3 protein-coding genes are annotated in these 3,075 nt (G+C 67.2%); 2 read left to right on the plus strand and 1 reads right to left on the minus strand.

What is annotated here, in order from left to right:
- Positions 1–6 precede the first annotated feature (6 nt).
- Positions 7–843, minus strand: coding sequence for a crotonase/enoyl-CoA hydratase family protein (locus I0Q12_RS07025; protein WP_197251255.1), 837 nt, complete (start codon positions 841–843; stop codon positions 7–9).
- A 77-nt stretch (positions 844–920) separates the two neighbouring features.
- Between I0Q12_RS07025 and I0Q12_RS07030 the strand changes: the two genes are divergently transcribed.
- Positions 921–2,579: an acyl-CoA synthetase gene (locus I0Q12_RS07030; RefSeq protein WP_197251256.1), complete on the plus strand. Its 1,659-nt coding sequence runs from the start codon at positions 921–923 to the stop codon at positions 2,577–2,579.
- Positions 2,580–2,591: 12 nt separating this feature from the next.
- On the plus strand, positions 2,592–3,075 hold a 484-nt coding region (locus tag I0Q12_RS32225; protein ID WP_231610187.1), incomplete at its 3' end, for a nitronate monooxygenase.

Genomic DNA, 3,075 nt, shown 5'->3' on the forward strand with positions numbered 1-3,075 from the left:
GGACCGTCAGGCGCCGGTGAACTTCGGCGCCCGCTTCTCGGCGAAGGCGCGGGGGCCTTCCTTCGCATCCGCGCTCTTGAACACCGCGGCGCCGAGTTCGGCGTCGATGCGGAACGCCTCTTCCTCGTGCATGCCCTCGGTGTCGCGGATCGTCTTGAGGATCGCCTGGACGGCGAGGGGGCCGTTGGCCGCGATGGTGTCGGCGATCTCGAGGGCCTTGTCGAGCGCTTGACCGTCCGGGACGACGTGACCGATCAGCCCGATCTCCTTCGCCTCGGCTGCCTTCAGGTGGCGGCCCGTGAGCAGGATGTCCGCGGCGATCGTGTAGGGGATCTGCCGGACCAGGCGGACCGCGGAACCGCCGAGCGGGAACAGACCCCACTTCGCCTCGGACACACCGAATTTGGCGCTCTCACCGGCGACGCGGATGTCGGTGCCCTGCAGGATCTCGGTGCCGCCGGCGATCGCGGGACCCTCGACGGCGGCGATGAGCGGTTTGGTGAGGCGACGGCCCTTGAGCAGGGCGGGCAGCTTCGACAGGTCCCAGCCGCCGCCGGCGAACTTGTCGCCCGGTGCCGACTTGTTCATGTCCTTGAGATCGGCGCCCGCGCAGAACGCGCCGCCCGCACCGGTGAGGATCGCGACCCGGATCTCCGGATCGTTGTCGACGCGGTCCCACGCCTCGGTCATGATCGCCATCATTTCGCCCGACAGGGCGTTGCGGGCCTCGGGTCGGTTCATCGTCACGATGAGCACGTGGCCGCGCTGCTCGACGAGGCAGTGCGGCGCACGATCCGAAATGTCCGAAGTTTCGGGTGTGCCGGAGGGCGCGGTAGTGGACACTGACAACTCCTGAGGTGTTGTGAACTGGATCTCATTCAGGTCTTGTCAGAAACGGTAACACGTTCTACTTTGATGGCGTGGCCCTAAACATCGCAGACCTCGTAGAGCACGCAATCGACCTCGTCCCCGACCGCATCGCGCTCTCGGCGGACGGTCGCGAGATCAGTTACGCGCAACTGGAGGAACGAGCCAACAGGCTCGGCCACTACCTGCTCGAACACGGCGTCCAGCCGGGCGACAAGGTGGGCATCTACTCGCGCAACACCATTGAGGCCATCGAGGCCATGGTCGCGGTGTTCAAGATCCGCGCAGTGATGGTCAACGTCAACTACCGGTACGTCGAGAACGAGTTGCAGTACATCTTCGACAACTCGGACATGGTGGCCCTGGTGTACGAGCGCCGCTACGCCGACAGGGTCGCCAACGTGCTGCCGTCCGCCCCGCAGCTGAAGACCCTGATCGTGGTCGAGGACGGCACCGATCTCGACCACTCTGCCACCGACGCAGTCGAATACGAGACCGCGCTCGCCCAGGGTTCGCCCGAGCGCGACTTCGGTGAGCGCAGCCCCGACGACCTGTACATGCTCTACACCGGCGGCACCACCGGTGCCCCGAAGGGCGTCATGTGGCGGCACGAGGACGTGTGGCGCGTGCTCGGCGGCGGCATCAACTTCGCCACCGGCGAATACGTCCAGGACGAGTGGGATCTCGCGAAGCAGGGCGCCGAGACCGCCCCCCTCGTTCGTCTGCCGATCCCGCCGATGATCCACGGTGGCGCGCAGTGGGCCACACTGCAGGCGCTCTTCGGCGGCGGCAAGGTCGTTCTGCTCGCCGAATTCAGCGGCCACGGCGTGTGGCAGACCATCGACGAGCACAAGGTCAATCTCATCTTCATCACGGGCGACGCGATGGCGCAGCCGATGCTCGATGCCTTCGCCGAAGGAAACCCGGAAACCGGGCAGCCCTACGACGTTTCCACCCTGTTCTTCATCGGATCGAGCGCGGCGCTGTTCTCCCCGGCGCTCAAGGACAAGTTCCTCGACCTGCTGCCGAACCGGGTGATCTCCGATTCCATCGGCTCGTCCGAAACCGGCTTCGGCGGAATCGGATTCGTCACGAAGGGGCAGTCGCACGTCGGCGCACCCACGGTGAAGATCGACGCGTCCACCGCGGTGCTCGACGAGGACGGCAACCCGGTCGAGCCGGGCTCGGGCAAGATCGGCCTGATCGCCCGTAGCGGTCACATCCCGATCGGTTACTACAAGGACGAGGCCAAGACGAAGGCCACCTTCCGTGAGATCAACGGCGTCCGTTACTCGATCCCCGGCGACTACGCACAGGTCGAGGCGGACGGCAGCGTCACGATGCTCGGCCGCGGCTCGGTCTCCATCAACAGCGGCGGCGAGAAGATCTACCCCGAGGAGGTCGAGGCCGCGCTCAAGTCCCACCCCGACGTGTTCGACGCCCTCGTGGTCGGCGTTCCCGACGAGCGGTGGGGGCAGCGCGTCGCCGCGGTCGTTGCGACCCGCGACGGCGAGCGTCCGTCCGCCAACGCGCTCGCCGACGCGTGCCGCACCCTGATCGCCGGGTACAAGGTGCCGCGCAGCGTCTGGTTCGTCGACGAGATCAGGCGGTCCCCGGCCGGCAAGCCCGACTACCGCTGGGCGCACGAACAGACCGAATCCCGTCCCGCGGACGACGATTACACCAACGGCTCCGCCGCCGAGGCCGGATAGAAGGGACGGCGGATGCAGACCGACCTCAGCAGGAAGTTCGGAATCGACTACCCGATCTTCGGGTTCACCCCGTCCGAGCACGTGGCAGCGGCCATCAGCCGGGCCGGTGGACTCGGTGTCCTGGGATGCGTGCGATTCAACGATCCGGACGAGCTCGACGCGACGCTCACCTGGATGGACGAGAACACCGACGGCAAGCCGTACGGCGTGGACATCGTGATGCCGGCGAAGGTGCCCACCGAGGGCACCGCCGTCGACCTCGACAAGCTCATCCCCGCGGAGCACCGCGCGTTCGTCGACCGCACCCTCACCGAACTGGGAGTCCCGCCGCTCGGGGACGACGCCGAACACGCCACGGGTGTGCTGGGCTGGCTGCACTCGGTGGCGCGTTCGCACGTGGACGTCGCGCTCGCGCATCGTCCGGCGCTGATCGCCAACGCACTCGGTTCCCCGCCGAAGGACGTCATCGACCTCGCGCACGAACACGGCGTGCCGG

Origin of the sequence: Rhodococcus sp. CX, from assembly GCF_015865005.1 — a bacterium.
GTDB lineage: Bacteria > Actinomycetota > Actinomycetes > Mycobacteriales > Mycobacteriaceae > Rhodococcus.